The following is a 24,922-nucleotide window of genomic DNA, read 5'->3' on the forward strand; positions in this document are numbered from 1 at the left end:
CCCTTATTTTTCTCCGCGTGTGAGCGGAAAGCTGTGTACCAGCTTAGGTGCAGACTTTTTTTACATGGAGTCTTAGATGGCCAGCAGTAACCTGATCAAACAATTGCAAGAGCGGGGCCTGGTAGCCCAGGTAACGGATGAGGACGCGTTAGGAGAAAAACTGGCGCAGGGCCAAATCTCCCTTTATTGCGGCTTCGATCCCACCGCAGACAGCTTGCACTTGGGGCATCTGGTACCGTTACTCTGCCTGAAGCGCTTTCAGGATGCCGGTCACCGACCGGTGGCGCTGGTGGGTGGAGCAACCGGTCTGATCGGCGACCCGAGCTTTAAAGCAACTGAGCGTCAGCTGAACACCACCGATACCGTTAACGAGTGGGTAGAGAAAATCCGTCACCAGGTCGCGCCGTTCCTCGACTTCGACTGCGGCGACAACAGCGCGATAGCGGCCAATAACTACGACTGGTTCGGCGGCATGAACGTGCTGACCTTCCTGCGTGATATCGGAAAACACTTCTCCGTTAACCAGATGATTAACCGTGAAGCCGTTAAGCAGCGCCTGAACCGCGACGACCAGGGTATCTCGTTTACCGAGTTCTCCTACAACCTGCTGCAGGGCTATGACTTTGCCGCGCTGAACGAGCGTCACGACGTGGTACTGCAGATTGGCGGCTCCGATCAGTGGGGTAACATCACCTCCGGCATCGATCTGACCCGTCGTCTGCACCAGAACCAGGTCTTTGGCCTGACCGTTCCGCTGATCACCAAGTCTGACGGCACCAAATTCGGCAAAACCGAAGGCGGCGCGGTGTGGCTCGATCCGAAGAAAACCAGCCCGTACAAGTTCTACCAGTTCTGGATCAACACCGCCGATGCGGACGTTTACCGCTTCCTGAATTTCTTCACCTTTATGAGCATTGAAGAAATCAATGCGCTGGAAGAAGAAGACAAAAACAGCGGCAAAGCCCCGCGCGCGCAGTATGTGCTGGCGGAACAGGTTACCGGGTTGGTTCACGGTGCTGATGGCCTGGCTGCGGCAAAACGCATCACCGACAGTCTGTTCTCCGGCGCGCTGAGCGATCTGAACGAACAGGATCTGGCGCAGCTGGCGCAGGACGGCATGCCAACGGCTGAACTGGAGGCCGGTCAGGATCTGCAGCAGGCGCTGGTTAACGCCGAACTGGCCCCGTCACGCGGACAGGCCCGTAAGCTGATCGACGCAAAATCCATCAGCATTAACGGTGCGCTGCAAACTAATGCGGAATATGTTCCGGGCGAGGACGATCGTCTGTTCGGCCGCTACACGCTACTGCGCCGCGGCAAAAAGAATTACAGCTTAATCTGCTGGAAATAAAAACTCTCGCGGGGTCAGCCTCGCTGCTAAAGCCGGGTAAACCGGCTTTTTTATTGGCAGGAAAGTACAGGTCAGCACGATGAAAAATATTCTCTCCATCCAGTCCCACACGGTTTTTGGTCACGCCGGTAACAGCGCGGCAGAGTTCCCGATGCGTCGTATGGGCGCAAACGTTTGGCCATTAAATACCGTCCAGTTTTCCAACCACACTCAATACGGTCACTGGACCGGCACGGTGATGCCCGCAACGCATCTTACCGATATTGCCCGTGGCATTAACGATATCGATCGCCTGAAAACCTGTGATGCGGTACTGAGTGGCTATCTGGGCTCCGCCGAGCAGGGCGAACAGATTCTGGAAATCGTTCGGATGGTCAAGGCGGCGAACCCTAAGGCCTGGTATTTCTGCGATCCGGTAATGGGTCACCCGGAAAAGGGCTGCATTGTTGCTCCCGGCGTAGCGGAGTTTCATCGACTTTATGCGCTGCCGGCCAGTGATATTATTGCGCCAAACCTGCTTGAGCTGGAGATCCTCAGTGGCCGCAGTGTGGCCAGCGTGGACGAAGCGGTTCAGGTTTCGCGCGAGCTGATTGCAAAAGGGCCGAAGGTGGTGCTGGTGAAGCATCTGGCACGTGCGGGCTATCGTAGCGACCGCTTCGAAATGCTGTTAATCACCGCTGATGAAGCCTGGCATATCAGCCGCCCGCTCATCGACTTCGGTGTGCGTCAGCCGGTGGGTGTGGGCGATCTGAGCAGTGGCCTGCTGCTGGTGGATCTGTTACACGGACACTCACTGCAGCAGTCTCTGGAGCACGTCACTGCGGCAGTATATGAAGTGATGTTGAAAACGCATCAGATGGGCGAATACGAACTGCAACTGGTTGCGGCGCAGAATGCCATCGCGGAACCCGTACAGCATTTTGACGCGGTAAAACTGTAATATCGCAGGTAGATCCCCGCTCAGCGCAGCAACAATACTCGTCGGGCAGGCCTTCAGCGCCTGCCCGTTTTTCTACTGTTCAGATCTTAAGAACCTGAACGTTTATCAAACCAGGCCTTCTGCCTTCAGCGCTGCTGCAACCGCCGGGCGTTCGGCTACGCGGTCAAACCAGCTGTTAAGCGCATCCAGTCCGCTCAGGTCTAATTTGAGCGCATGAGCCCAGCGGGTGACGGTAAACAGGTAGGCATCCGCCACGGTAAAGCGCAGACCCATCAGCCACTGCTTATCTTTCAGCTCGCCGTTCACATAGCTGAATTTCTTCTCCAGCAGCTCGCGCGTGCTCGCTTTGAATTCATCCGGGGTATTGGGGCGGAACAGCGGACTGAATCCCTTATGCAGCTCGGTAGCGACATAGTTCAGCCACTCCAGCGTGTGGTAACGATTCAGGCTGCCGCACGGAGCCAGCAGCTGGCGATCGCTCTTCAGGTCGGCCAGGTACTGCACAATAGCCACACCTTCTGTCAGCAGCGAACCATCGTTTAACAGCAGAGCAGGAACCTGTCCTTTGGGGTTGATCTGCAGATAATCTTCACCCTGTTCGGTCTTTTTAGTCTGGAGGTCGACCGTTACAAGAGTGAAATCGATGCCGGTTTCGCGCAGCACAATATGGGGGGATAGCGAGCAGGCGCCGGGTTTACAGAACAGCTTCATTGCGTTCTCCTGAGATTTTTGGGGGGCGTTCGAAGATTATCTTACTGCGCGAGTGGCGAAATGTCAGCGCGACAGATCAATTGATTATGCGGTTTTATGCAGAAGGAGGGCGTGGGAGGGGGAATCGGGCCCCCCCGGGGGGGCCGGGGCGGCGGGGGGGGGGGGGGGGGGGGGGGGGGGGGGGGGGGGGGGGCGGGGCCGGGGGCCCCGGCCCGGAGCGGGGGCTCCGGGCCGTCAGGCTATCAGGCGGTCACTTTCACCGCTTCTGGCTTATCATCCTGGGTCATGCGGTTCAGGCGCGATGCCGTCAGCAGCATCAGCACGGCGATAATGCCGGTGACAACACCAATCTTCATAAAGACGTCACCGTAGATATGCAGTGATTCCAGAGGATTGGTAATGTCAGATGGGATGGCCATCATGCTGGCAACGTTACCGGCAATCATTGCCGCACCGGCGGTGGTCAGGAACCATGAACCCATAATGAAGCCCATCAGGCGCTGTGGCACCAGCTGCGCCACCATCGCCAGACCGAGGCCGGAGATCATCAGCTCGCCCACGCTTTGCAGCGCATAGCTGAGAATCAACCAGCTGACCGGCACAATGCCCTGCGCGTTCGCGAAGGAGACGCCCAGCGGCAGCACGAGGAAGGCGGCAGAACACAGCACCATACCCAGCGCGAACTTGTGCGGCATCGGCAGGCGGTCGCCCATTTTGTTGTAGATCGCGGCCAGCAGCGGGCTGAACACCATAATCCACAGTGGATTCAGCGCCTGATACTGCTGAGGCTCAAAGGCAATCCCCAGAATGCTGTGTTCCACGTTACGGATAGCGAAGAAGTTCAGCGAGGTTGGCATCTGCATATACAGCACAAAGAACACAATCGCTTCCAGCATCAGCACGAAGGCGAGGATCATTTTACGCCGGGCTACGCCCTTCAGCGCCAGCGCTTCTTTAGCAAACACCAGCACGATACCGATAGCGATGACGGCCAGAACCATGCGGGCAATGCCCTGGTTGTGTAACAGCCAGTACGCCAGAGTAATCAGCACCGCAACCCCGACCAGCGTGATCAGCAGCTTGCCCATATGCATTGGAGCGAAGTCAGGCTTTGAACCGTAGTCTTTGACCGTCTTACGGAACAGCAGGAAGTTCACCAGGGTGATCAGCATCCCGACAAAGGAGAGAGCGAAAGCCACGCTCCAGCCAAATTTCGCCGCCAGAACCGGGGTAGCGAGCATCGAAAAGAACGATCCAATGTTGATCGACATGTAGTACATGGTGAATGCGCCATCAAGACGCGGATCGTCTTTCGCATAGCAGGTCGACAACAGTGAGGAAGGGTTGGCTTTAAACAAGCCGTTACCCACGGCGATGGTCGCCATACCGAGGTAGACCATCGACACATTATGGCCGGACCAGGCGATTAGTCCGTAACCGGCTGCGAGAACAATAGTACCCAGCACGATAACGCGTTTGGTGCCCAGCACCTTATCGCCCAGCCAGCCGCCGATGGCCACCATGCCGTAAACCAGCGCGCTGAAGGAAGCGAAAAGCGTTACGGACTGCGCTTCGGACATGCCCAGCGTATTGACCAGATAACCGGCCATAATGGCCTGCAGGCCGTAAAAACCAAAACGCTCCCACAGCTCAACGGAGAAAATCAGATAAAACGCTTTTGGCTGTTTAAAAGCGTTGAGGCTTGCCGCCTCGGGATGTTTGTTTGCAGTAGACACGTGTACCTCTAAATAAGACCTGTTTTGTGGCAGGAATTAAGCTGACGAAACGCGGGACGTACGTTCGCCTTATAGTTATAGAACAGGAAAAGCGGCCAACAATTTCGCCGATCGTTCCTCTGAGGGCAAGCATTTTTTGAATGCTAAATTTCGCTATTTATTTGGCGGTGACCTGGCAAATTCGGCTATAAAACAGCATTAAGTGCTGGATATCTTACACTAAAGCGTTTTTAATTTTTAGTGTGGTGCAGGCTTTAGCCAATGAGGAGAGTGCTCTGCTGAAGAGAGGCTTAGTGATATCATCTGTCGCAAACGGCTGTGAAATTGACATATAGTGTTGCTTGTGTGGGATTAAATGGTTTTGAAACAGTTATTTAGGTCGTGGTGTGGGTGTGCTTGGCTGTTACAGTGCTTTTTTGTGATTAAAGTCAAAAAAATGCCGATAATTGTCGAAATAAAAAAACTTTCCTGCGGTATCCCCGTGATTTGCAGGGGATATGCCGCAGATAGTGAATTGGAATGGTGAATATGCGCTCTTGTATCGCAAACGATACAGAATGAAGGAATGAGAGTAGTTTTTGCGTGGGGAAGAAGGCATTTGGAGCTGAAACGGCAAGGGGGATATTCTGCACCGTGCGTTCATACTGAGTCGCACGGTGCAGTAAAGGGCGCGGAAAGAAGGTTAAATTTCTACCTTTTCCGGAAACTCGCAGAGATCTTCAATCAGGCAGGAGCCGCAGCGCGGTTTGCGCGCCACGCAGGTATAGCGGCCGTGCAGTATCAGCCAGTGATGGCAGTCAACCTTGAACTCCTTCGGCACCACCTTCAGCAGCTTTTCTTCGACCTGTTCAACATTTTTACCGGGAGCAAAGCGGGTCCGGTTGCAGACGCGGAAGATATGGGTATCTACCGCAATAGTCGGCCAGCCAAAGGCCGTGTTTAAAACTACATTCGCGGTTTTACGACCCACGCCGGGCAGTGCCTCCAGCGCTTCGCGGCTTTCCGGCACTTCACCACCGTGCTGCTCCAGCAAAATTCGGCAGGTTTTAATCACGTTCTCTGCCTTGCTGTTAAACAGACCGATGGTCTTGATGAACGCCTTCACACCCTCCACACCCAGCGCCAGTATCGCTGCCGGCGTGTTGGCTACCGGATAGAGCTTCGCGGTCGCCTTATTCACGCTGACATCGGTCGCCTGCGCCGAGAGCAGCACGGCGATCAGCAGTTCAAAAGGGGAGTTGAACATCAGCTCGGTGGTAGGATGTGGGTTATTATCCCGCAGGCGGGTCAGAATCTGCTGACGTTTATCTTTGTTCACTGAGCCATTTTTCCATCCGGCAGCACCGCCTGCGCTTCTTTTTCAGCTTTCAGGGCGGCGCGCTGTTTCATTTTATTATCGATCAGATATTTCGCGGCAAGCAGCATACCAAGGCCGATAAACGCACCCGGTGGCAGCATCGCCAACAGCATCGGCGAATCAAAATGAATCACCTCGATACGCATCACTTTAGCCCACGGACCCAGCAGCTGATCGGCACCGTTGAAGATGGTGCCGTTGCCGATGATTTCGCGAATCGAACCCAGCACCACCATCACGCTGGTGGCCCCCAGCCCGATCGCCGCGCCGTCCAGTGCGGAAAGCGGAATGCTGCTTTTCGATGCTACGGCTTCCGCACGGCCGACGACGATACAGTTGGTGACGATCAGCGGGATAAAAATCCCTAACGACTGATACAGGCCATAGGCATAGGCGTTAATCAGCATCTGCACGCAGCTCACCACGGCAGCGATAATCATCACGTAAATCGGAATACGAATTTCCGACGGCACCCAGCGGCGAGACATCGATATGCCGCTGTTGGTCAGAGTCAGTACCAGCGTGGTCGCCAGACCCAGCCCGAGGGCGTTGGTGGCGGTTGAGGTCACGGCCAGCAGCGGGCAAAGCCCCAGCAGCTGAACCAGCGCCGAGTTGTTCTTCCACAGCCCGCCGATCAGCAGGGTTTTAGCTTCACTCATTGGCATCTCCACAGGTTGGCAGCGAGGAAATCTGCCCGGATAAAGTTTCAATATACAACGTCGTGCGCTTCACTGCATTCACCACCGCACGCGGGGTGATGGTCGCACCGGTAAACTGGTCGAAGTCACCGCCGTCTTTTTTCACCGCAAAATGCGTATCATCGGCACCGGTGACCTTTTTGCCGTTAAAGCTGTTAATCCAGTCGGAAATACGCAGCTCGATCTTATCACCCAGCCCCGGCGTTTCATGATGCTCAACAACACGGGTGCCGTAAACCGTTCCGCTGAAATCGGCACCGACTACCATCTGAATTGCGCCCGAATAGCCGTCCGGCGCGGTAGTCTCAATTGCCACGGCCACCGGTTTATCATCCTTACGGGCCAGATAGAGATGGTGCGGTGCGCCGTTGCCCAGTGCCGGATTGCTGACGATATAGCACTCTTTCTGTATCGAGTTATTGTACAGCTCCGGGGGCACCACCTGGTCCAGCAGGACCTTCTGCTGTAGCGCCGTTTGATGCGCAATGGTGGGTTTGGTCACCGTATTAATCACTGCGGTCATACCGGTGGTGATGGCGGCAAACACCGCCAGTGTCACGCCGTTTTTACGAATGGCATCCAGCATCATTTATCCTTACCGTGGCCGTAAACGCGCGGCTGCGTGTAGTAGTCAATCAGCGGAACGCAGATATTCGCCAGCAGTACCGCGAAAGCAACACCGTCCGGATAGCCGCCGAAACTGCGGATCAGCCAGACCAGCAGGCCAATCATCACGCCGTAAACCAGCCGTCCTTTATTGGTGGTGGAGGCGGTAACCGGATCGGTAGCAATAAAGAAGGCACCGAGCATGGTGGCACCGGAGAACACGTGGATCATCGGTGACGCCAGGGTTTCCGGCGAGGCCAGCCAGCCGATAGTGGCAAACAGCGCCAGCGAGCCGATAAAGCTGACAGGAATATGCCAGCGAATGCTGTTGGTCCACAGCAGGAAAATACCGCCGGCCAGGTAGCCAATGTTAATCCACTGCCAGCCAAGCCCGGCTAACACGCCACTGTAAATCGGCTGCGCCAGCAGCTGATCGGCGGAATGCCCGGCGCGCAGACCGGTCTTAAAGGTATCCAGCGGCGTTGCCTGGCTGATGCCGTCAATGCCGAGCTGCAGCTGCTGCATGTTATGACCATCCACAGTGTGGAAATGGAAAATCATGCTCAGCGTGTCGCTGAAGGTCGGGGTGATGCCCTGTAACGAATCCGGCGGCAGCCAGCTGGTCATCTGTACCGGGAAGGAGATCAGCAATACAACATAGCCGACCATCGCCGGGTTGAACGGGTTCTGCCCCAGGCCGCCGTACAGCTGCTTGGAGATCACCACCGCAAAAAGAGTCCCGATCACCACAATCCACCACGGTGCCAGCGGCGGGATACTGATCCCCAGCAGCAGGGCGGTCAGCAGGGCAGAATTGTCTTTGAGCGTCGGTGCCAGCGGTAGCTTGCGCAGGCGCAGGATCGCGGCTTCCGCGCCCACACCGGCGGCGGCGGCGATTAACACCTGGATAATATTTCCCCAGCCGAAGAAGTACCACTGCGCGGCCATGCCGGGAATAGCGGCAAGCAGCACCAGCAGCATAATGGTACTGGTGCTGCGGCGGTTATGGGTATAGGGCGAACTTGCAATACGAAATGCCATTTAATCCTCTTGCGTCGAAGGCTGCTGAGCTTTGCGCGCTTTGACCCGCGCAATCGCCGCAGCCACCGCTGCTTTACGTGCATTATCAGAAGCGACCGCTTCCTGTTCAATTTCTACCGCAGGCGGCTGTGCATCAATGCCACTCGCCTGCGCCGCTTTCTTCGCTTTAGCGCGGGCGATGGCAGCGGCGATTGCGGCCTTGCGCGGATCTTCAGCGGCTGCCGGTTCAGCAACGACTTCTGTAGCGGGTTCCGCTGCTGCTTCAGGCTTCGCAGCAGGGGCCTCTTCACCTGCATCACCCGCCTGCGCGGCTTTCTTCGCCTTAGCGCGGGCAATCGCAGCTGCGATAGCGGCTTTGCGCGGATCTTCAGCGGCAGCCGGTTCAGCAACGACTTCGGTAACGGTTTCCACTGCTGCTTCAGGCTCCACGGCTGGAGCTTCTTCAGCTGCATCACCTGCCTGCGCCGCTTTCTTCGCTTTAGCGCGGGCAATAGCAGCGGCGATAGCAGCTTTACGCGGATCAGCATCAGTAGCTGGTTCGGCCGCAGCTTCAGTCTTCACCGCCGGGGTATATACCTCTGCAACCACATCACCCGCTTGTGCTGCTTTCTTCGCCTTCGCGCGAGCAATAGCGGCCGCAACCGCCGCTTTACGCGGATCGACATCGGCAGCCGGTTCAGTTGCAGCTTCAGGCTTCACTGCTGACGCGTCTGTAGCGTCCTCACTCGCCTGTGCTGCCTTCTTCGCCTTCGCGCGAGCAATCGCTGCCGCAACCGCCGCTTTGCGTGGATCTTCAGTGGCAGCCGGTTCAGCGGCAGCTTCAGATTTAGCCGCCGGAGCTTCTGCAACAGATTCACCCGCCTGTGCAGCCTGCTTAGCTTTAGCACGGGCAATCGCCGCCGCAACGGCAGCCTTACGCGGATCTTCCACCTGGCGGGTCGCCGGTTCGGTTTCAGCCTGCTTCTCGGCCTGGCGTGCTTTCGCTTCGGCACGCCGGGCTTCACGTAGCGCAGTGCGTGCGGCATCGTCAGCCGGGCGCGTATTCGTTTCTATAGCAGCGACATCCGCTGCCTGGTCCTGCTGCTGTTTCGCCTTCACGCGTTCGCGTGCTGCATTGAGCGCATCGGCATCCGTCGTCGCAACGGTGCGTTTCGCCTGCTGATGCTTCGCTTCACGCGCCAGCTTCTCACGTTCAAGGCGCTGCTGTCGGGCTTCAAAGCGGGCTTTGGCCAGCGCATTGCGTTCCGATTCCAGATCGATAGCCTGGATTTCGGCTTTCTCCTGGCGGTAATACTGCACCAGCGGAATATTGCTCGGGCAAACGTAGGCACAGGCACCGCACTCGATGCAGTCGGCAATATTATGCGCACGGGCTTTATCGTGATCGCCGCCGCGGCTGTACCAGTAAAGCTGCTGAGGCAGCAGACCGGCCGGGCAGGCGTCGGCGCAGGCGCTACAGCGGATGCAGCCTTTTTCCGGCTCGCTGGCGCCCATCTCACTGGCGGAAGGGGCCAGGATGCAGTTGGTGATTTTCACCACCGGGACGTCCAGCGACGGCAGTGTAAAGCCCATCAGCGGGCCGCCCATCACCACCATCTGTTCGTTGCCAGGCTCGAAATCCGCCTGCTGTAACAGGTGGCTGATCGGCGTACCGATGCGGCCCCAGACGTTGCCTGGGCGCTTTACGGCTTCACCGGTCAGAGTCACCACGCGTTCGGTCAGTGGCTCACCGTCAACCACCGCGCGCTTAACCGCAAACGCGGTGCCGACGTTCTGCATCAGCACGCCGATATCGGTGGAACGCCCGCCGTGCGGCACTTCCTTACCGGTCAGAATACGGGTCAGCTGTTTGGCACCGCCGGAGGGATATTTGGTCGGGATCACCCGAATTTGCAGATCGCGTTCGTTGCCGAGCGCCACTTTCAGTGCGGCAATCGCTTCCGGTTTGTTATCTTCAATGCCGATAAGTACGCGCTCGGCGTTGAGTATCCACGCCAGTATTCGGCTGCCTTCCAGCACTTCTGCAGCACAGTCCTGCATCAGTCGATCGTCAGCGGTGATATAGGGTTCGCACTCGGCGGCGTTGATAATCAGGGTATTCACCCCGCGCAGACCGCCTCTCAGCTTGGTTGCCGTCGGGAATCCTGCACCGCCCAGACCGGCTACGCCGGCTTTGTGCACCCGTGCCACCACCTCGCTGCGCTCAAGCTGGCGATAGTCGCTGACCGTTTGTTTCTCGCACCAGCGGTCTTCGCCGTCCGGCTCGATAAAGATGCACATTTCGGCCAGCGCAGAAGGATGTGCGGTCATGTGCGGGGCGATTTTAGTGACCGTACCGGACGTCGGTGCGTGGATCGGCAACATCCGGCCGTTACCGAAGGTCAGCGGATCTCCGCGCAGGACTTTATCGCCTGGCTGCACCCTGATTTCACCTTCGCTACCGATATGCTGCTTCAGGGGCAGAATAAAGCGGTCAGGCAGCGGCAGCTGACGCAGCGGCGTGCCGTTAGACTGGGTCTTCATTTCCGGCGGATGAATACCACCGTCAAAGTCCCAGATTGTGTCTTTTTTGAATCTCTTGAACAGATTAAACATGACTTTCTACAGGAATAACCCGAACCGGGATGGTTTGCAGATCCCATTTCCAGTTGGCAGTGGTCGTTGCAACCGGACGCATTTCAATGCAGTCGGTCGGGCAGGGGGCAACGCAAAGATCGCAGCCTGTACAGACATCGGTCAGCACGGTATGCATCGCGCGGGTGGCACCAACAATGGCATCAACCGGGCAGGCCTGGATGCATTTGGTACAGCCGATGCAGTTGGCTTCGTCAATCCAGGCAACTTTGCGCTCCGGCTCCAGTTCAGCATCCTCGCCCAGCGGCTGCGGATCGACGTTAAGCAGCGCCGCCAGCTTGAGCATGGTCTGCTCTCCGCCGGGGGCGCATTTGTTAATCATTTCGCCGCCGTTCGCCACAGCTTCGGCATAGGGGCGGCAGCCAGGATAGGTACACTGGCCGCACTGGCTCTGCGGCAGCAGGGCATCGATCTGCTCAACGATAGGGTCTTCTTCAACTTTGAAACGGCGTGAGGCATAGCCCAGCAGCCCCCCGAACACCAGACTGAGGGCGCTTAATACTGCAATTGCAATCCAAATCGGCGTCATCAGAATTTAACCAGACCGGTAAAGCCCATAAAGGCCAGCGCCATCAACCCGGCGGTAACCAGTGCAATGGAAGAACCCTTGAACGGCGCGGGCACATCGGCCAGCACCAGACGTTCGCGGATACCGGCAAACAGCACCATCACCAGCGAAAAACCGAGCGAGGCGCTAAAGCCATACAGTGCGGCCTGCAGGAAGGTGTGATTGAGGTTAACGCTCAGCAGCGGCACGCCCAGCACGGCACAGTTGGTGGTAATCAGCGGCAGGAAAATCCCCAGCAGGCGATATAAATCGGGGCTGGTTTTACGCACCACCATTTCAGTGAACTGAACTACCACGGCAATCACCAGGATATAGGCCATGGTACGTAGATAGACCAGATCGAGCGGCAGCAGGATCAGGTGATTCACCAGCCACGCGCAGATTGAGGCCAGAGTAATAACAAAAGTGGTGGCGAGTCCCATGCCAATTGCCGTTTCCAGTTTTTTGGAAACGCCCATAAAGGGACAAAGGCCGAGAAACTTCACCAGAACGAAGTTATTCACCAGCACTGTGCCAATAAAAAGGAGCAGGTAGTCGGTCATTCTTATGCCTGAAAAAAGAAGAAAGAGCAGATTTTAGCGACCCGAAGGTCAGTACTGTTAACCGGCGGCAATACTCACGCGGGTTGTCAGCGCTGCAGCTTAAAATTGCAGGGATTTATTATCGGATATTGCCCGCCGGACCACAACCGTTGTGCGCTATTCAACGGTGTTATAGCGCACTCACGATTAAATTCTTGACGGTTTTTGCATCAGCAATCGGCAGTGAAGGTATCTTTCACCCGTTTTGAACGTTTGAAGTAGGGAACGAGAATACCCGCTGCCAGCAGTGCGATAAGCAGGGTCTGCACTGCGCGGCCATCCGCCACCGGGGCAAACGCGAAGGTTTTTAACGCCAGCACCACGGTAATTAACAGCCAGATAATATAGTGTCGGGGAAGGCGGCGGGAGCGTTTGCAGAAAATCCATGTTACCCAGCCAGTGTAAAACCATACCAGCGTCGAGGTGAGCAGCGACAGCCCCCAGTTCAGTAGTACCGCACTGTCCTGCGTGAACAGCTGATGGCGCATGGCAGGATCGAACAGGGCACTGAGGTACAGTGCCATCACCAGGGCGCTGGTCAGTAAGGTCATGATCAGCCAGGCCAGTGGCACCAGTAGCCAGCCTCCGATGCGATTTTTGGAATCTACAGCCACGCGAAGTCCTCAATATAGCCAGAATAAATGCGATAACTTCGCATTAGCAGAAGCCAACTATACGGAAAAATACCTGCCGAATCACCAGGCTAAGACAGCTTTAGCGGTTTTATACAACATAGTGCCAGAGCGTTTTCGGTACGCAGCCCGGGTCAAATAGACGACCGCCGGAGGCCAGCTCGGCGCGGCGATGATCGGCTGCACGATACATTAAGATGATTTCACTATCCTCAGTGAGCGTATAATTGAGGTGATCGAAAAGTTTTTCCAAACTTTCAAGGTTGTTAACTTTGCGAAACTTTAAAAGGTAGTCGTGAATGCTCATGAGGCCCATATCGTGCAGCAGTAGAAGAAAATCAGTATATAACGGCTACTTACGGAATCCATCTCTCTAATGTTAAAAAACATCAGTTTCGGATAACTGATTAATTTTGTGAAGAATCAGTGGGAAACGCTGATGAATCGTGAGAAACATCACAGTTCAGGATAATTCCTAATCCGCAATTCACACCGCGAAGAATGACAGAACTTCACGCGGTGCTGTAATCGCTTCCAAATGCTCAGTCCGCAACCGCTTCTGTTTATTACACTTATTTAACCTGATTTTCATTTATTGCAGGCGAATTATCCATATTCCAGACGCTGATTTTTGCGGCGCAATTTACCTAATCTCTTTGATTTGTAGCGTTTTGTGAGCGTTGTCGAATATGTTTTTCCACTAATAGTCCAAGATTTAGGTGCAGTTACCCTATACGGCAAAATCCCATCAGAGGAAAAATGATCATGTGGAAGCGTTTACTCTTACCTGTCCTTATCAGCGCAAGCCTGTCTGCTCCCGTGCTGGCTGAATCAATGACCGTTGGCTTCTCTCAGGTTGGCTCCGAATCGGGCTGGCGTGCAGCTGAAACCAGCGTGGCAAAAACCGAGGCGCAGAAGCGCGGAATTACACTGAAAATTGCTGATGGTCAGCAAAAACAAGAGAACCAGATCAAAGCGGTACGCTCATTTATCGCTCAGGGCGTAGATGCCATCTTTATTGCGCCAGTGGTGCAAACCGGCTGGGAACCCGTGCTGGAAGAAGCGAAGGATGCCAAGATCCCGGTATTCCTGCTGGACCGAGCTATCGTGGTGAAGGATAAATCGCTGTATCAGGCGGTGGTCACGGCGGATAACGTCTATGAAGGCAAGCTGATCGGCGACTGGCTGGTGAAAGAGCAGGCTGGCAAACCCTGTAACGTTGTAGAACTACAGGGCACCGTCGGCGCCAGCGTAGCCATCGATCGTAAAAAAGGCTTTGCCGAAGCGATTGCCAATACCCCGAACATCAAAGTGATCCGCTCGCAGAGCGGGGACTTTACCCGCAGCAAGGGTAAAGAAGTGATGGAGAGCTTTATCAAGGCCGAGAACAACGGCAAAAACATCTGCATGGTATACGCGCACAACGACGATATGGCTATCGGTGCCATTCAGGCGATTAAAGAAGCCGGACTCAAGCCGGGTAAAGACATTCTGACCGGATCGATTGACGGCGTGCCGGATATCTATAAAGCGATGCTGGCCGGGGAAGCTAACGCCAACGTTGAGCTGACGCCGAACATGGCTGGTCCGGCCTTCGATGCGCTGGAAAAACTGAAAAAAGACGGCACCGTCCCGCCAAAAATCATTAAAACCGAAACCAAACTGTTCCTGCCTGCGGACGCACAGGCACAGCTGGATCGTAAAAAAGGTATGGGTTACTGAGCCACGTGCCGCTCCACCCGGAGCGGCTTTTTTCATGGTTTGAGGCGCAGCGTATGACCATCGACACCTCCTCTGCAACGCTTCTGGAAATCAGCGGCGTCAGTAAATCCTTTCCCGGCGTGCGCGCGCTGGATAATGTTTCCTTTGATATCCGCCCGGGCGAAATTATGGCGCTGCTGGGTGAAAACGGCGCGGGGAAGTCCACGCTGATTAAAGTGCTGACCGGCGTGTATCAGCGCGATACCGGTTCGATTTCACTCTCCGGGCAAGCAATTAACCCGCGCAACACCGCCGAAGCTCAGGAGCTGGGCATCGGCACGGTGTATCAGGAAGTGAACCTGCTGCCGAATATGTCGGTGGCGGACAATCTGTTTATTGGCCGCGAGCCAAAGCGTTTTGGACTGATCGATCGCAAAACGCTGAACCAGCGCGCGGTAAAACTGCTTAACGATTATGGCTTCGAGCTGGACGTGACCCGGCCGCTGGGCCACTACTCGGTCGCCATGCAGCAGATTATCGCCATCTGCCGCGCGGTGAACCTGTCGGCGAAGGTGCTGATCCTCGACGAACCGACCGCCAGCCTGGATGCCAGCGAAGTGGAGATGCTGTTCACCCTGATGAGTCAGCTGCGGGCGAAAGGTATGAGCCTGATCTTCGTCACCCACTTCCTCGACCAGGTATATCGCATTACCGACCGCATCACCGTACTGCGTAACGGACAGTTTATCGCCACCCGCGATACCCGCTCACTGCCGCAGATTGAGCTGATTAAGCTGATGCTCGGCCGCGAGCTGCTGGAAACGGCGCTACAGCGTGCCGGCAGTACGCTGCGAAGCGACACCCCGGTGGTGGAATTTAAGGACTACGGTAAAAAAGGCACCATTGAACCGTTCAGTCTGAGTGTACGGCCGGGTGAAGCCGTGGGTCTGGCTGGCCTGCTCGGTTCCGGGCGTACTGAAACCGCCGAACTGCTGTTTGGCATTAAGCGCGCCGACTCCGGCACGGCCGTTATCAAAGGCAAAGCGCAGACTATCCGCACCCCGGCTCAGGCCTCCCGTTTAGGGATGGGCTTCTGCCCGGAGGATCGCAAAACCGACGGTATTATCGGGGCTGCTTCGGTGCGTGAAAATATCATTCTGGCCCTGCAGGCGCAGCGCGGCTGGCTGCGGCCCATTAAGCGCCGCGAGCAGCAGGAAATTGCCGAACGCTTTATTAAAAGCCTGGGTATCCGCACGCCGGATGCCGAGCAGCCGGTGGAGCTGCTTTCCGGCGGCAATCAGCAGAAGGTGCTGCTTTCCCGCTGGCTGGTGACCCGTCCGCAGTTTTTAATCCTTGATGAGCCGACGCGCGGCATCGATGTGGGTGCGCACGCTGAAATTATTCGCCTGATTGAAACGCTCTGCGCAGACGGCCTGGCGTTACTGGTGATCTCATCAGAACTGGAAGAGCTGGTCGGCTACGCCGATCGGGTGGTGATCCTGCGCGACAGGCAGCAGGTAGCCGAAATCCCGCTGGAACAGCTGTCGGTTGCCGCCATCGTTAACGCTATTGCGGCAGGGGGAGAACAGCATGCTTGAGAGCCATTTTCTACCGGGGAAAACGCCGATGTTGAAACGTAAATTACCGCCGGGACTGCCGCAGATCGGTGCGTTGATCCTGGTGCTGCTGATCGACAGCATGGTGGCGAACAACTTCTTTGCCATTCATCTGCAGGACGGGCGGCTGTTCGGCAGCCCGATCGATATTCTCAACCGTGCCGCGCCTGTGGCGATTCTGGCTATTGGGATGACGCTGGTCATTGCCACCGGCGGGATCGACCTGTCGGTGGGCGCAGTGATGGCCATCGCCGGGGCAACCGCGGCCACGATGACCGTAGCCGGGCACAGTCTGGTGGTGGTGATTCTGGTGACGCTGGGCAGCGGCCTGCTGTGTGGACTGTGGAACGGCATACTGGTGTCGCTGCTTAAAATCCAGCCCTTTGTTGCCACGCTGATCCTGATGGTTGCCGGGCGCGGTATCGCACAGCTGATCACTCAGGGGCAGATCGTTACGTTTAACAGCGATGCGCTGGCACGGCTCGGCAGCGGTACGCTGTTCTACCTGCCGGTTCCGCTCTGGATCACTATCGCACTGGCTTTGGTGGTCTGGCTTCTGACCCGTAAAACCGCGCTTGGCATGTTTATCGAGGCCGTCGGTATCAACCTGCGCGCCGCGCGTAACGCCGGGGTTAACGGCTGGCTGGTGGTGATGAGCACCTACGTGCTGAGCGGGCTGTGTGCGGCGGTAGCCGGACTGATCGTGGCGGCGGATATTCGCGGAGCCGACGCCAACAACGCCGGATTGTGGCTGGAGCTGGATGCGATCCTTGCGGTGGTTATCGGCGGGGCTTCACTGATGGGTGGCCGCTTTAATCTGCTGCTGTCGCTGATCGGCGCGCTGATTATCCAGGCGATGAACACCGGGATCCTGCTTTCCGGCTTCCCGCCCGAACTGAATCAGGTCGTGAAGGCGGTGGTGGTGATGATTGTGCTGCTGTTGCAGTCACCACGCTTTATTCAACTGTTTAAAAGAGGGCCGCGCGGTGGTTAAACGTCATCTTCCGTTAATGATAACCCTGCTGGTATTCGTGGTCGGTTATCTGTTCTGCCTGAGCCAGTTCCCCGGCTTTGCATCAACCCGTGTGATTGCCAATATTCTGACCGATAACGCTTTTCTTGGCATTATCGCCGTCGGCATGACCTTTGTGATCCTCTCCGGCGGTATCGATCTGTCGGTTGGCGCGGTGATTGCCTTCACCGGGGTGTTCCTCGCCCGCGCCATCGGCGATTTCCACCTGCATCCGTTTGTGGCGTTCGGTCTGGTGATGGTGATGGGATCGGCATTTGGTGCCTTTATGGGATGGCTGATCGATGCTTTAAAAATTCCGGCATTCATCATCACCCTGGCCGGGATGTTCTTCCTGCGCGGCTGTAGCTATCTTGTGGCGGAAAGTTCGCTGCCGATCGATCACCCACTGTATTCCACGCTGTCGTCGATGGCCTGGAAAATTCCGGGAGGAGGGCGTCTCAGCCTGCTGGCGCTGATTATGCTGATGGTGGTCGCGCTGGGAATTATCGTCGCCCACCGCAGCCGCTTCGGTAGCCAGGTGTATGCCATCGGCGGTAACGCCACTTCGGCGCAGCTGATGGGCATCTCCACCCGCAGTACCACGATACGTATTTACATGCTGTCCTCCGGGCTGGCGACGCTGGCAGGAATTGTTTTCTCCATCTATACCTCGGCGGGCTATGCGCTGGCGGGTATGGGCGTGGAGCTGGATGCCATTGCGTCGGTGGTGATCGGCGGCACCCTGCTATCCGGCGGCGTGGGCACGGTGCTGGGAACGCTGTTTGGCGTGCTGATTCAGGGGCTGATTCAGACCTGGATTAACTTCGACGGTACACTGAGTTCCTGGTGGACGAAGATTGCCATCGGCGTGCTGCTGTTTGCCTTTATCGCGCTCCAGCGGTTGCTGACGGTGATGTGGGATCGCCAGCAGAATGCGCCGGTTAAGCGGTTGAGTACCTGATAGTTGGGGTGTTTCGGAAGAGCGGTAATCTGATGGTGGAGGATTTTCGCGGCGAGATTGGCGAACGGGGCGACCGTTACGGGCAGAACGCCGGGTCGCCGTGAATCCTCCCTGGAGGCTTGGCTGCCGCATCCGTGCGGCAGACACCCGGCTAACCTGTCCCGTTACGGTCTCCCTTTTGAATCCTTGCGTTGCTGCCAGATACAATCAGTTGTTCCAGCAGCAACACCAAAATATGCGGGCAATCCGGCCAGCCCCGATACGCCAGACGCAGGATCTGAAGCAACTCCCCAGCCCCCCGATACGCCATACGCAAAATCTGAACGCTATCGATATAGCTAATTATATGGTAAAAACAGCACTTATTATTATCATAAATGGGATGGCGAATGCGGCCGGCGCTTGATTTTAATACCCTGAAAGTATTCATTGCTGTGGTTGAAAAAGAGAGTTTTGTTGGGGCATCGAAAGTCCTTGAAATGCCAACCTCAAATGTCAGCCGCTGTATTTCTCAGTTAGAAGAAAAACTGAATCTTCAGCTTATCGAGCGCAGCACCCGACATATGAAACTCACTCAGGCCGGGCATCTGCTCTATAGCCGGGCGAAGCCATTACTGGAGGCGCTTGAGCAAACTGAGACAGAACTCACGCAGCGCCAGATGCAGCTCAAAGGGCCATTACGTCTCTGTATTCCCAATGAAATAGGCCCCGCACTGCTGGGGTCCGTTATTGCCGAATTCGCCTGTCAGTACCCGGCTCTGGAGATTAGCTGTGTCACAAATCTCTCGGGTTTGGAATCACTGCGGGACGATCTGGATTTAGCGATCATTGTAAGCCGGGGTCAGATGGATGACAGTGACTATATAGCCCGTCATCTGCTGACTATCCCTTGCACCATTGTTGCCGCGCCCTCTGTTATTCAACGCTATGGCACCCCTGCCAATATCCGGCAGCTTGAAGCATTACCCTGTATTACCACCGTGAGTGCGCTGAAAGGAGCGCCCTGGCAGTTTGTTAATGCAAAGGGGGGATTCGAGACGGTTAAGGTTAACGGGCATTATCGGGTAAACAGCGGGGAGATGGCAGGGCGCGCTGCGCTGGCAGGCGTCGGTTTTGCCATTTTGTCAAAACAGGGCTGTGAGCCCTACATTAGCGATGGGCGGTTAATCGAGGTTGAATTTGAACAATCGGTAGCGCCGCTGCAACTGTTCGCGCTTTATTCAAACCGGCGTTACCTGCCTACGAAAACCAGAGCGCTGATTGATTTTATCCAGCAGGAATTAAGCAAACTTCCCTGACAACCCAATACGGGGAAGAGATTGCTCAGCTATTCATCGAAAGGAAGTTAAATGCGTTTGCCAGATTCGGGCCTGATAAAAACCGTTCATCAATCACCGTTCGCAGAATGAGTCGTCAACTGTTTGTTACGCTGGATGGACCCAAGGGCGCGGGCAAAACCACGCTGTTAGAAGCCATGGCGAAAGTATTACGCGCGGATAACCACAAGGTGGTCCGTCTTTGTGAGAAAAAAAGCGATCCCTGGCGTGCAGAAACTATGCTCCTCGTAAACCAGTTTGCCAGACATCCCAGCCTGGATTTAGAACGGCAGGTTTGTCAGCGCCTGGCTGACAGCCGCGCGTGGATAACACGGGAGGTGCTGACTAAACAGCCGTCGGACAGCATTATCCTGATGGACCGCTGGTATCCGTCGGATGCCGCGTTTCGGCGAATGGTGCCCTTTGCAGAGATTTTACAGCTTAATATTGAACGCAACGTGCGAACGCCGGACCTGCATGTCGGGGTGGTCACTGGACCTGAAATTTCATGGGCGAGGGCGGCAGCCCGAACGCGTGGGCTGAGCAGTACGGTAATGCATAAGCTGGAAGAGCATGCTGCCTGTACTCGGGCGTTCGAGCGAGAAATTACCGGAAACGGCTGGTTGTTATGCCGTAATGAAGGAACCCTTGAAGACGCGGCGATGCAGGTGATTTCTGAAATCTATCGCGTGCTTTGAAGGCTCACGAGCTGTATCAACCCAAAATTTTCGCCGTGTGCCGTGGCAGACAGGCGCTGCACGGCAGTATAGACGCTGAACCCTGTCTGTTTTGAGGATGACGATATGACCCTTTTTCATCAGTTTTCAGCTACCAGCCTGCAAGGCCAGCTTATCCCGATGGCCGACTACGCGGGAAAACTGGTGCTGGTAGTGAATACCGCCAGCCGGTGCGGCTTCACGCCGCAATATGCGGGCCTGGAAGCGCTATACAAAAAGTATGCTGACCAGGGGCTGGTGGTGCTGGGCTTCCCCTGTAACCAGTTTGGCAAGCAGGAGCCCGGCAGCGCCGACGACATCACGCAGACCTGTCACATCAACTACGGCGTTACCTTCCCGATGTTCGAAAAAGTCGAGGTCAACGGTGCCGCTGCGCATCCGCTGTTTCGTTACCTGAAAGAGGAATTGCCCGGCGTACTGGGTGGGCGGATCAAGTGGAACTTCACTAAGTTCCTTATCGGACGCGACGGCAAACCGCTTAAGCGTTTTGCGCCAATTGCCACCCCGGAGAAAATGGAAGACGCAATTCGGGTGGCACTTTGACGCCTGCGGGATTGCGTCACAGGTGTAATATGTTCATCACCGCTATGCTTTGTTGTGTACACTTTGCCATGTCATGTTTATTTTGAGAGTAAAGAATGATTGATTATGACGCCCTGCCTGAACAGAGACAGGAAGTGATTTACCAGATGCTACAGCAGAACGGTCGTGTCATTGGCGCTGATATCGCCCGCCAGTTAGGCGTGTCTGAACACACGATACGCAGGGATTTGCAGGCGATGGTCCGTAAAGGAATGTGCAAAAAAGTCTACGGGGGCGCGGTCAGTCAGTTTAAACAATCAGCAAGTTTTGACACGCGGGTTATGCATAGCGTTGAGGAAAAGACGAGTGTGGCAAAACGCTGTGCGGAACTGATCAAATCCGGAACCAGTATCTTTATAGACGGCGGCTCTACGTATCTGGCTATGGTCGATTTCATTCCCTCCGAATTCGACCTCACCATCGTGACAAATTCCCCGCAAATCGCTGCCGCCCTGAGTGGACGCCAGCAGGGTGAAGTGATCATGCTCGGCGGCAAACTGAATTCGCAGACAGGAAGCATTCTCGGGTCTGAGCCGCTTAATCAAGTCAAAGAGATGCTGTTCGATCAGATGTTTATCGGCGTTTGCGGATTGGACATTCAGGCCGGGCTGACGGCTGTCTACTATGAGGATGCCTGCTTCAAAAAAGAAGTGATCCGCCAGAGCAATGAAATCATCGCTGCTGTCATTGCGGATAAAGTGCCGCAGGTGGCGCGCTACAAAGTCGCTTCCTGTGAGGATATCGACGTTGTCGTCGCCAGCAGCCTTACAGACGCAGGCTCGCTGGCACACAGCAACATACGGCTGGAAATCGCCTGATATGAACTTCTATCAGGGAAGGGCTGTGTGCCTTCCCGTTAATCACCTTCAGGCTTGTAACGCAAGCAGGCGATTGATAGTTTCCATTACCGCACTGTCATCATTGGTTCCAGTGACAAAACGCGCCGCATCCTTAACCTCATTAAAGGCGTTTCTCATAGCGAAGCTATACTCTGCCTGAGCCAGCAGCTCCAGATCATTGTAACCATCACCAAAAGCCATTGTTTCTTCCGGGCTGACATTCAGAATTTCTTGAAGTTTTTGAACTGTGCTTCCCTTGTGTACGCCATATCCGGCGATATCTATCCATGAGGCTTCAGAAACCACAATATACACATCATCCTCAAATGGACTCAAATGTGGGCGAGTTTGTGGACAGTTTCCCTGCTCATCAAACACGGTGATTTTAACAAAATCACTTTCGACCAGGCTGAAGTCCTCAATCTCGATGATGCGGGCATAGGAGCGTCTGATTTTATCTTTGAGGGGTTGCGGAACATCGGAGCGCACGATCGCCCCTTCAGGGGTGCAGGCGATAATCACATGCGTGGAACTCACTTCTTCAAGCGTTTTAATGATTGCCCTTCCTGTCGCATTATTAATCAGGGACTGAAAGGCAAAGCTGCCGTTATGCTTGATGCGCGTGGCGCTGTCGCCAACGATCCAGATATCTTTACTGAATTCCCCAAAAAGCTCTTCCACCCGCTCACATTGTTTGCCGGTACATGCAGCAAAATGCACACCGAGAGACGACATCTTCTGCCACGTCCGGGCAAACAACGCCCGATCATAGTCACCCTGGCTGTTTAAAAAAGTACCATCAAGATCGGTAATTATCAGCTTTATCATGTATCACTCCGGCTTCTCGGTTATCAAAGGAATGGCTTTGCCCACTCCCAATTCACCAAGTCAAAGTAACATTGCGTGCTCAGTTGTGCAATTTTGTGTTTATTGTTGTCTGTTGTTGTTTATTTAGAACGCCATAGGATGGCGTGTTGACTGGCGGGATTTCTAGAGTGGTGGCTTTGATATGCACGTCTGGCGCCGTAGCGCTCCGGGCGGATATCCATTGACACGCTTAAAAGCCCGGCTGAACGCGGCCTGCGAGGCGTAGCCCAGGCGGTGGGCGACCGTATCAATGGAGACCTTATCCCGGGCGATCCACTGCCCGGCGATCTGCATTCTCACCTCTGTGGCATAACGCAGCGGCGGCGCGCCGATAATCGCCTTAAAGCGTTCAGCAAACACAGAACGTGACACGTGTGACAGGGAAGCCAGCTCTGCAACGGACCATTCACGACCCGGATCGCGATGAATCGCCAGAATGGCACGCGCCAACCGCGGGTCGCGTAATGCCGCAACAAGGCCATCGGCGCTACCACAGCCGCTTTCAATCCATCCACGCACTATCATGGCGCTCGCAACCTCGGCGAGTCGGGCCAGAATGCCCGCAAAGCCAATGCGGCCGGAGCAGATTTCAGCTTTCATCGCGCTGAGGATGGGCATCAGCCCCGGATAGCGCTGTTCATCAGCCGTCGCCACCATTGCCTCCGGCATCAGTTTAGCCAGTCCCTGCATTCCACCGAGGTCGAACTCCATACAACCATAAAACAGTACCGTGCTGGGCGTTGAATGCGTGCTGGGGCAGGTGTTAATCCCGCTGACGGCCTCGCCCAGCGGGGCCGCGCCTAATGTGTCAATGTGTTGGCATGAATGCCTGACATCTGACACAAGCTGATGGTCTTCACCCTGTGGCATGAACACCACGCTCCCTGCGTTGAGTTCGTAAAGCGTACCGTCTTTGGTGCGCAACAGGGCAGTACCAACGGCGAGGTAATGAAAATAGGCGTGCCGTGGCCGATGATGAAAACTGACGCCGAATTCAGGCCCGGTTTGTACACGGCGGTACTGAACGCCGCGCAGACTCATTTCCATCAACAACTCACTGATCAGGTCAGAGGACAGAGCAAAAGGGGCATTCATCTTCATAGTCGGCGTTTCGGGTAAAAAATCAGGGTTTGGCATCATAGATCGTCCAGTGTTACGACTCTAGACTTGAGGCTCAATTTTTTACAGGAAGGCTGTGAGATGAGAGATGAAGTAATGAGTGCAAATAATGCGGAACCTGAGGAACCCGCCTGGATGGCCGTCTTTTCACTGGCCATGGGGGTGTTCGGATTACTGACTGCAGAATATCTCCCAGCCAGTCTGTTGACACCCATGGCAGCCGATCTCGGCGTAACCGAAGCGCTCGCGGGTCAGGCCGTGACGGTAACCGCCGTTGTGGCTCTGTTTGCTGGCCTGCTGGTGCCCCGCCTGACGCGCGATTTCGATCGCCGAAAGGTTCTGCTGGGCTTTACGGTACTGATGATTGCCTCCAATCTGCTTGTGGCACTTTCATCCAGTCTGGCCGTGCTGTTGGTGATGCGCATTCTGCTGGGTATTGCGTTGGGGGGATTCTGGAGCATGGCGGCCGCGGTCGCCATGCGGCTGGTTCCGGGTGAACGTGTTCCGCGCGCGCTATCAATAATTTTTAGCGGTATTGCCGTGGGGACCGTGGTGTCGATCCCGCTGGGGAGCTACTTAGGCGGGCTTTATGGCTGGCGCAGCGCCTTCTTCGCGGCGGCGGCTGTCGGGGGGATAACAATGATTTTCCAGCTATTTACCCTTCCCGGCATGGCACCGCGAAAAATGATGAGCACCGCATCGGTGATGGGTTTACTCCGCCGCCCCGGGATTGCTATCGGAATGACGGGATGTGTGATTGCCCATACGGGCCAGTATGCACTCTTTACCTACATTCGTCCGGCCATTGAGAATCTTGCCCACGTTAATGTGGACCGCCTGTCCGTGATGCTGCTTGGATTCGGTGTGGCTAATTTTTTCGGCACACTGCTGGCTGGATGGCTGATGGAAAAAAGCCTGCGTCTCACCCTGATTGTGATGCCCGCGCTGGTAGGTTTTGCAGCATTAAGCATGATTTTACTTCCTGTACACGAAACGGTACTGATGCTACTTGTCGCGCTGTGGGGGATGGCATTTGGTGGTGTACCCGTGGCGTGGTCAAACTGGGTTGCCCGGGCGGTACCCGATCAGGCTGAAACTGCTGGCGGTATGGTTGTCGCAGCGGTCCAGTCATCAATTGCTGCTGGCGCGGCGCTGGGAGGCTTACTCTTCGGCTTCAGTGGCGTAAACGGGGTTTTCATAACGTCAGGTTGCCTGATGTTTATCGCCGCTGTGGTTATCACACTCAGGGTGCGGGTTGAGCCGGCACAAAGCATTGATTCTGACCAGATAGCGGAGTTTTAAATGGAGGTCAGCTGC

At 55.6% G+C, this 24,922-nt stretch carries 24 protein-coding genes; 11 read left to right on the plus strand and 13 right to left on the minus strand.

Annotation, left to right across the window (positions count from 1 at the left end; all coding sequences use genetic code 11):
• Positions 1-76: 76 nt before the first annotated feature.
• Together tyrS and pdxY are read left to right on the plus strand one after the other, a co-directional pair.
• A complete protein-coding gene (tyrS, locus tag IBT46_RS05455; protein WP_200544681.1) occupies positions 77-1,351 on the plus strand; it encodes a tyrosine--tRNA ligase in 1,275 nt (424 codons plus the stop codon).
• Positions 1,352-1,430: 79 nt separating this feature from the next.
• A complete protein-coding gene (pdxY, locus tag IBT46_RS05460) occupies positions 1,431-2,291 on the plus strand; it encodes a pyridoxal kinase PdxY (RefSeq protein WP_200544683.1) in 861 nt (286 codons plus the stop codon).
• Positions 2,292-2,396: 105 nt separating this feature from the next.
• Here pdxY and gstA read toward each other — a convergent pair whose 3' ends face one another.
• The 11 genes from gstA to ydgT form a co-directional block, all read right to left on the minus strand.
• Positions 2,397-3,002, minus strand: a complete 606-nt coding sequence (gstA, locus tag IBT46_RS05465) for a glutathione transferase GstA (protein ID WP_105594936.1) — start codon at positions 3,000-3,002, stop codon at positions 2,397-2,399.
• A gap of 242 nt (positions 3,003-3,244) precedes the next feature.
• On the minus strand, positions 3,245-4,738 hold the full coding sequence (dtpA, locus tag IBT46_RS05470) for a dipeptide/tripeptide permease DtpA (protein ID WP_200544685.1): 1,494 nt from the start codon (positions 4,736-4,738) through the stop codon (positions 3,245-3,247).
• A 682-nt stretch (positions 4,739-5,420) separates the two neighbouring features.
• Complete coding sequence (gene nth / locus IBT46_RS05475; RefSeq protein ID WP_200544687.1) at positions 5,421-6,056, minus strand: endonuclease III; 636 nt, start codon at positions 6,054-6,056, stop codon at positions 5,421-5,423.
• Positions 6,053-6,754, minus strand: coding sequence for an electron transport complex subunit E (locus IBT46_RS05480; RefSeq protein WP_105594933.1), 702 nt, complete (start codon positions 6,752-6,754; stop codon positions 6,053-6,055). Before IBT46_RS05480 ends, nth begins: the two co-directional genes overlap by 4 nt.
• Complete coding sequence (gene rsxG / locus IBT46_RS05485) at positions 6,747-7,379, minus strand: electron transport complex subunit RsxG (RefSeq protein ID WP_200544828.1); 633 nt, start codon at positions 7,377-7,379, stop codon at positions 6,747-6,749. Before rsxG ends, IBT46_RS05480 begins: the two co-directional genes overlap by 8 nt.
• Positions 7,379-8,440 carry an electron transport complex subunit RsxD gene (gene rsxD, locus IBT46_RS05490; RefSeq protein WP_200544689.1) on the minus strand — a complete coding sequence of 354 codons (1,062 nt, stop codon included), beginning with the start codon at positions 8,438-8,440 and terminating at the stop codon, positions 7,379-7,381. Before rsxD ends, rsxG begins: the two co-directional genes overlap by 1 nt.
• Positions 8,441-11,035 (minus strand): electron transport complex subunit RsxC, encoded by a 2,595-nt coding sequence (gene rsxC, locus IBT46_RS05495; RefSeq protein ID WP_200544691.1) that lies wholly within the window; start codon positions 11,033-11,035, stop codon positions 8,441-8,443. It lies immediately after the preceding gene.
• On the minus strand, positions 11,028-11,603 hold the full coding sequence (rsxB, locus tag IBT46_RS05500) for an electron transport complex subunit RsxB (RefSeq protein WP_200544693.1): 576 nt from the start codon (positions 11,601-11,603) through the stop codon (positions 11,028-11,030). The genes rsxC and rsxB overlap by 8 nt, the downstream gene beginning before the upstream one ends.
• Positions 11,603-12,184, minus strand: a complete 582-nt coding sequence (gene rsxA / locus IBT46_RS05505; protein WP_105594928.1) for an electron transport complex subunit RsxA — start codon at positions 12,182-12,184, stop codon at positions 11,603-11,605. Before rsxA ends, rsxB begins: the two co-directional genes overlap by 1 nt.
• Before the next feature lie 209 nt (positions 12,185-12,393).
• The gene (locus tag IBT46_RS05510) at positions 12,394-12,837 is read right to left on the minus strand and encodes a DUF2569 domain-containing protein (protein WP_200544695.1); all 444 of its coding nucleotides are present in this window, start codon (positions 12,835-12,837) and stop codon (positions 12,394-12,396) included.
• 109 nt (positions 12,838-12,946) lie between these two features.
• A complete protein-coding gene (gene ydgT / locus IBT46_RS05515) occupies positions 12,947-13,162 on the minus strand; it encodes a transcription modulator YdgT (RefSeq protein WP_105595011.1) in 216 nt (71 codons plus the stop codon).
• 458 nt (positions 13,163-13,620) lie between these two features.
• On the opposite strand from ydgT, the gene ytfQ reads away from it, so the two are divergent.
• The 8 genes from ytfQ to IBT46_RS05555 all read left to right on the plus strand — a co-directional run bounded on the left by ytfQ (position 13,621) and on the right by IBT46_RS05555 (position 21,598).
• Entirely contained in the window at positions 13,621-14,577 is a 957-nt protein-coding gene (gene ytfQ / locus IBT46_RS05520; RefSeq protein WP_105594926.1) for a galactofuranose ABC transporter, galactofuranose-binding protein YtfQ, read from the plus strand.
• Between the two features lie 53 nt (positions 14,578-14,630).
• A complete protein-coding gene (ytfR, locus tag IBT46_RS05525) occupies positions 14,631-16,154 on the plus strand; it encodes a galactofuranose ABC transporter, ATP-binding protein YtfR (RefSeq protein WP_200544697.1) in 1,524 nt (507 codons plus the stop codon).
• Entirely contained in the window at positions 16,147-17,166 is a 1,020-nt protein-coding gene (gene ytfT / locus IBT46_RS05530) for a galactofuranose ABC transporter, ATP-binding protein YtfT (protein WP_200544699.1), read from the plus strand. Before ytfR ends, ytfT begins: the two co-directional genes overlap by 8 nt.
• Positions 17,159-18,145, plus strand: a complete 987-nt coding sequence (gene yjfF, locus IBT46_RS05535) for a galactofuranose ABC transporter, permease protein YjfF (RefSeq protein WP_105594923.1) — start codon at positions 17,159-17,161, stop codon at positions 18,143-18,145. The genes ytfT and yjfF overlap by 8 nt, the downstream gene beginning before the upstream one ends.
• Before the next feature lie 389 nt (positions 18,146-18,534).
• Positions 18,535-19,443, plus strand: coding sequence for a LysR family transcriptional regulator (locus IBT46_RS05540; RefSeq protein WP_200544701.1), 909 nt, complete (start codon positions 18,535-18,537; stop codon positions 19,441-19,443).
• A 107-nt stretch (positions 19,444-19,550) separates the two neighbouring features.
• Positions 19,551-20,159 carry a dTMP kinase gene (locus tag IBT46_RS05545; protein ID WP_200544703.1) on the plus strand — a complete coding sequence of 203 codons (609 nt, stop codon included), beginning with the start codon at positions 19,551-19,553 and terminating at the stop codon, positions 20,157-20,159.
• A 105-nt stretch (positions 20,160-20,264) separates the two neighbouring features.
• Positions 20,265-20,741 (plus strand): glutathione peroxidase, encoded by a 477-nt coding sequence (locus IBT46_RS05550; RefSeq protein ID WP_200544705.1) that lies wholly within the window; start codon positions 20,265-20,267, stop codon positions 20,739-20,741.
• Between the two features lie 95 nt (positions 20,742-20,836).
• Positions 20,837-21,598, plus strand: a complete 762-nt coding sequence (locus IBT46_RS05555; RefSeq protein ID WP_200544707.1) for a DeoR/GlpR family DNA-binding transcription regulator — start codon at positions 20,837-20,839, stop codon at positions 21,596-21,598.
• Positions 21,599-21,646: 48 nt separating this feature from the next.
• Here the strand turns inward: IBT46_RS05555 and IBT46_RS05560 are convergent, their stop codons facing one another.
• Together IBT46_RS05560 and IBT46_RS05565 are read right to left on the minus strand one after the other, a co-directional pair.
• Positions 21,647-22,447 carry an HAD-IIB family hydrolase gene (locus IBT46_RS05560; RefSeq protein WP_200544709.1) on the minus strand — a complete coding sequence of 267 codons (801 nt, stop codon included), beginning with the start codon at positions 22,445-22,447 and terminating at the stop codon, positions 21,647-21,649.
• A 162-nt stretch (positions 22,448-22,609) separates the two neighbouring features.
• Entirely contained in the window at positions 22,610-23,626 is a 1,017-nt protein-coding gene (locus IBT46_RS05565) for an AraC family transcriptional regulator (protein ID WP_200544711.1), read from the minus strand.
• Between the two features lie 60 nt (positions 23,627-23,686).
• Here IBT46_RS05565 and IBT46_RS05570 point away from each other — a divergent pair, with 60 nt between their 5' ends.
• On the plus strand, positions 23,687-24,907 hold the full coding sequence (locus IBT46_RS05570) for an MFS transporter (RefSeq protein ID WP_200544713.1): 1,221 nt from the start codon (positions 23,687-23,689) through the stop codon (positions 24,905-24,907).
• Positions 24,908-24,922: the final 15 nt, after the last annotated feature.

The organism is Erwinia sp. S38, from assembly GCF_016624545.1.
Taxonomy (GTDB): Bacteria; Pseudomonadota; Gammaproteobacteria; order Enterobacterales; family Enterobacteriaceae; genus Erwinia; species Erwinia coffeiphila.

Excerpts from the sequence above, each read along its gene's own strand:
- tyrS (WP_200544681.1), top strand. The coding sequence starts at position 77 with ATGGCCAGCAGTAACCTGATCAAACAATTGCAAGAGCGGGGCCTGGTA.
- pdxY (WP_200544683.1), top strand. The coding sequence starts at position 1,431 with ATGAAAAATATTCTCTCCATCCAGTCCCACACGGTTTTTGGTCACGCC.
- gstA (WP_105594936.1), bottom strand. The coding sequence starts at position 3,002 with ATGAAGCTGTTCTGTAAACCCGGCGCCTGCTCGCTATCCCCCCATATT.
- IBT46_RS05480 (WP_105594933.1), bottom strand. The coding sequence starts at position 6,754 with ATGAGTGAAGCTAAAACCCTGCTGATCGGCGGGCTGTGGAAGAACAAC.
- rsxG (WP_200544828.1), bottom strand. The coding sequence starts at position 7,379 with ATGCTGGATGCCATTCGTAAAAACGGCGTGACACTGGCGGTGTTTGCC.
- rsxD (WP_200544689.1), bottom strand. The coding sequence starts at position 8,440 with ATGGCATTTCGTATTGCAAGTTCGCCCTATACCCATAACCGCCGCAGC.
- rsxC (WP_200544691.1), bottom strand. The coding sequence starts at position 11,035 with ATGTTTAATCTGTTCAAGAGATTCAAAAAAGACACAATCTGGGACTTT.
- rsxB (WP_200544693.1), bottom strand. The coding sequence starts at position 11,603 with ATGACGCCGATTTGGATTGCAATTGCAGTATTAAGCGCCCTCAGTCTG.
- rsxA (WP_105594928.1), bottom strand. The coding sequence starts at position 12,184 with ATGACCGACTACCTGCTCCTTTTTATTGGCACAGTGCTGGTGAATAAC.
- ydgT (WP_105595011.1), bottom strand. The coding sequence starts at position 13,162 with ATGAGCATTCACGACTACCTTTTAAAGTTTCGCAAAGTTAACAACCTT.
- ytfQ (WP_105594926.1), top strand. The coding sequence starts at position 13,621 with ATGTGGAAGCGTTTACTCTTACCTGTCCTTATCAGCGCAAGCCTGTCT.
- ytfR (WP_200544697.1), top strand. The coding sequence starts at position 14,631 with ATGACCATCGACACCTCCTCTGCAACGCTTCTGGAAATCAGCGGCGTC.
- ytfT (WP_200544699.1), top strand. The coding sequence starts at position 16,147 with ATGCTTGAGAGCCATTTTCTACCGGGGAAAACGCCGATGTTGAAACGT.
- IBT46_RS05540 (WP_200544701.1), top strand. The coding sequence starts at position 18,535 with ATGCGGCCGGCGCTTGATTTTAATACCCTGAAAGTATTCATTGCTGTG.
- IBT46_RS05545 (WP_200544703.1), top strand. The coding sequence starts at position 19,551 with ATGAGTCGTCAACTGTTTGTTACGCTGGATGGACCCAAGGGCGCGGGC.
- IBT46_RS05550 (WP_200544705.1), top strand. The coding sequence starts at position 20,265 with ATGACCCTTTTTCATCAGTTTTCAGCTACCAGCCTGCAAGGCCAGCTT.
- IBT46_RS05555 (WP_200544707.1), top strand. The coding sequence starts at position 20,837 with ATGATTGATTATGACGCCCTGCCTGAACAGAGACAGGAAGTGATTTAC.
- IBT46_RS05560 (WP_200544709.1), bottom strand. The coding sequence starts at position 22,447 with ATGATAAAGCTGATAATTACCGATCTTGATGGTACTTTTTTAAACAGC.
- IBT46_RS05565 (WP_200544711.1), bottom strand. The coding sequence starts at position 23,626 with ATGATGCCAAACCCTGATTTTTTACCCGAAACGCCGACTATGAAGATG.
- IBT46_RS05570 (WP_200544713.1), top strand. The coding sequence starts at position 23,687 with ATGAGAGATGAAGTAATGAGTGCAAATAATGCGGAACCTGAGGAACCC.